Below are 2,950 nucleotides of genomic sequence, written 5' to 3'. Positions count from 1 at the left end.
CCTGGGCACCGGTGAGGGCGGGACTTGGCGAGTGCCATTCCACGCACTGCGGCAAGTGCTCGACGTCTGAGCATCGTCGCCCCACCCAATGGGACAGCGTCAAGAGGGCCTTGAGGCCGCGCTTACCAATCGCATCGTCTTCGCCACGCTGCACCTCGTCGGCAGCAGCGACGATCTGGCGCCTTGGAGCGGCTACGACTCGAGCGCCAGCACCGGGCAGCCGCGGCCGGACCGCATCGCCGAGTCAGCGCACGGCAGGCCGCCGTGCTGACCTGGATCGACCGCGCCTTCGACACAGCCGTCGAGACGGACGCAGCGGGTGTTTTCCTCGCCATGCAGGCCAACCCGGGCATCGACCGGCCCGTCGGCGACCCGCTTCGCGTCGGCTTCGAATCCGTGCTCGAGCGTCTGAAGCAGCACGCCGCTCTCTTCGGCCGGCCGGTCGTGATGGCCCATGGCGACACCCACGAGCTGATCATCGACATGACCCCTGTACCGCGACGTGGCGGGATCAGCAGGACGTCGCCCACTCCCACGGTGCCGATCAAGAGCCCCACGATCAGGGCCATCGCGCTCAAATAGATCATCGATCGGCCTGCAAGGTGGAGCCGGCGCGGCGGCGCTCGAAGCGCACGACGGCGGGGCCGCGAGGTTCGCCGTTCGGCAGCACGCTCTGGCATTGCCTGAAGATGCGCGTCGGGCAAGTGCGGCAGACCTCCGAGTCGAACCTAGGGTAGATCGCCTCGATCACGTCCTGCCCGATCGCGAACAGGTTCTCCGGCCCGATCTCCCGCAGGTGGCCGGCCCGCTCCAGCAGATCGACGACCGGCTGCTGCAGGCGGTGGAAGTACAGGCCGCCGCCGATCGAGCGGCGCCGGCGCGACTCTTGCGCCAGCAGCTCGGCGCCGGAGCTGTCGATGAAGTTGATGCCGGGGGCCAGCACCAGCAGGTGCTTGTGCGAAGGGCGCACGGCATCGATGTCGCGCAGGCGGCGCTGCACGTGGTCGACCGCGCCGAAGTAGATCGCGCCGTCGATGAACACCATTTCGAGCTGGCAGCAGTCGGGCTCGGTGGTGTGCCCGATGAAGTGGTAGCTGTTGGCCCCGGGCGCCGGGACCGCCTTGCGGATGCCCGGCCGCGCGGTGCGTTCGAGGAACACCATCAGCGACAGCAGCACGCCCACGTAGATGGCGAACTCCAGGTGCAGGAAGAGGGTCGCGAACAGCGTGGCGAAGAGGATCGCGCTCTCGGCGCGGCTGGTCCGCACGATCGACCGCATGTGGTGGACGTCGATCAGCGAGTACGCCACCATGAACAGGACCGCCGCCATCGATGCGATGGGCAGAAAGCGCACCAGGGGCGCGAGGGCGATCAGGGTCAAAAGCAGGAGCAGCGCCGCGAACACCGGCGCCAGAGGCGTCTTGCCGCCCACCACGTAGTTGAGGCTGCTGCGCGTGAACGATCCACTCGAAACGTAGCCGGACGTGAAGCTGCCGAAGATATTGCCCAGACCCTGGCCGATGAACTCCTGGCTGCTGTCGATCTGCTGCCCCGACTTCACGGCGATGGCGCGGGCGATGGCCAGCGCCTCGGTCAGGGCCAGCATGGTCAGCGCCAGCGCGATCGCCCCCAGGTCGCGCAGCGTCTGCAGCGACACCTCCGGCATCGACAGCGGCGGCAGGCTGCGCGGAATCGCCGACACCGTGGCAATGCCCGTGTCGCTGCCGAACACGCCCTGCAGCACGGCCGCGTAAAGGCTGCCGGCGACCATCGCGCTGATCATGTGCGGAAGCTTCGGCAGATACCGGCGCGTGGCGATGCCCGTCGCCAGCGTGACGATGCCCACGCTGAGCACGAACAGGTTGGTGTTCGGCAGTTCGGCGGCAAAACGGGAAACCGTCTGCACGAAGGACGCGCTCGGCTCGGCCGAGACGCCGAAGAAGTTCTTCAGTTGGCTGGTGGCGATCAGCACGGCCGCGCCGGCGGTGAAGCCGATCACGACGCTGTGCGAGATGAAGTTGACGAGGAAACCCAGGCGGGCGATGCCCATCGCCAGCATCATCAGGCCGGTCATGAAGGTCAGGGTGAAGACGAGCTGGATGTAGCTGCTGCTGCCGGGCTCGGCGAGCGGGCTGACGGTTGCGAAGATGACGATCGACAGCGCGGCGGTGGGGCCGGAGAACAGGTGCCACGACGAGCCGAACAACGACGAGATGATCACCGGCACGATGGCGGTGTACAGGCCGTACTCCGGCGGCAGGCCGGCGATGCTCGCGTAGGCCACCGCCTGAGGCACCAGGATGATCGTGCCGGTGAGCCCGGCCATCGCATCCGCGCGCAGGCTGCCGGCGTTGACCTTCGGCCACCAGCGCAGCATCGGCAACAGCCTGAGCAGCCAGGGCTCAGTCGACGGCATCGTCTTCAATCATCGCTGTGCGATTCTCCGGTCGAGCACCTTGCAATCCGGTCCGGGCGCCGCGAGCGCGCGCCGCATCTCGACCCCACCGGTGCAGCGGCGAGAAACAGCAAGCTTGATGCCACAAGCGCCTCGGCGCAAGCCTTTATCGAGTCCGCGGAGCGTGGCGCACGGGAGTGCGGCCGCCTGTGCGCGCGAACCGGCAGCGTTCGCGACACGGCCTTCGGTGGCGGCGTTTCGATTCGAAACGCGGCTCGGTTTCGATTCGAAACGCGGGCTCGACGAGAAGCTTTTGGTAAACCCTCGACTCGGCGCTCGAAGGCGTTCCTGGGGTCCCGAAAACCGCTCAAAAGCGCATCGCTTCAGTCAGGCACGGGCTATGCAAGTACTGGTCTTCGAGAGCCCGTCATTGCAGTACGCTGCGGCTTCAAGCAACCACACGGAGATCTTCATGTCACGCAACTCAGTCGAATGGAAAGAGCGGCCCCAGTTTCCCGAAACGCATTTCGTCAGCACCGACATCTACACCGACGA

At 66.8% G+C, this 2,950-nt stretch carries 4 protein-coding genes; 3 read left to right on the top strand and 1 reads right to left on the bottom strand.

Annotated elements, in window-relative coordinates; genetic code table 11:
- The first annotated feature begins 88 nt into the window (after nucleotides 1–88).
- Both H0W38_RS20055 and H0W38_RS20050 read left to right on the top strand, forming a co-directional pair.
- Nucleotides 89–271, top strand: coding sequence for a hypothetical protein (locus tag H0W38_RS20055; RefSeq protein ID WP_292457489.1), 183 nt, complete (start codon nucleotides 89–91; stop codon nucleotides 269–271).
- On the top strand, nucleotides 265–582 hold the full coding sequence (locus tag H0W38_RS20050) for a hypothetical protein (protein ID WP_292457486.1): 318 nt from the start codon (nucleotides 265–267) through the stop codon (nucleotides 580–582). Before H0W38_RS20055 ends, H0W38_RS20050 begins: the two co-directional genes overlap by 7 nt.
- Nucleotide 583: 1 nt before the next feature.
- On the opposite strand, the gene H0W38_RS20045 is transcribed toward H0W38_RS20050, so the two are convergent.
- Nucleotides 584–2,377 (bottom strand): SulP family inorganic anion transporter, encoded by a 1,794-nt coding sequence (locus H0W38_RS20045; RefSeq protein ID WP_292457484.1) that lies wholly within the window; start codon nucleotides 2,375–2,377, stop codon nucleotides 584–586.
- Here H0W38_RS20045 and H0W38_RS20040 point away from each other — a divergent pair.
- Nucleotides 2,352–2,950: hypothetical protein (locus tag H0W38_RS20040; RefSeq protein ID WP_292457482.1), on the top strand; the 599-nt coding region annotated here is incomplete at its 3' end. The genes H0W38_RS20045 and H0W38_RS20040 overlap by 26 nt on opposite strands.

Source organism: Methylibium sp. (assembly GCF_013817365.1).
Classification (GTDB): domain Bacteria; phylum Pseudomonadota; class Gammaproteobacteria; order Burkholderiales; family Burkholderiaceae_C; genus Methylibium.
Note: the sequence above shows the minus strand (reverse complement) of the source record. Positions and strands in the feature narration are given on the sequence as shown.

Excerpts from the sequence above, each read along its gene's own strand:
- H0W38_RS20055 (WP_292457489.1), top strand. The coding sequence starts at position 89 with ATGGGACAGCGTCAAGAGGGCCTTGAGGCCGCGCTTACCAATCGCATC.
- H0W38_RS20045 (WP_292457484.1), bottom strand. The coding sequence starts at position 2,377 with ATGCTGCGCTGGTGGCCGAAGGTCAACGCCGGCAGCCTGCGCGCGGAT.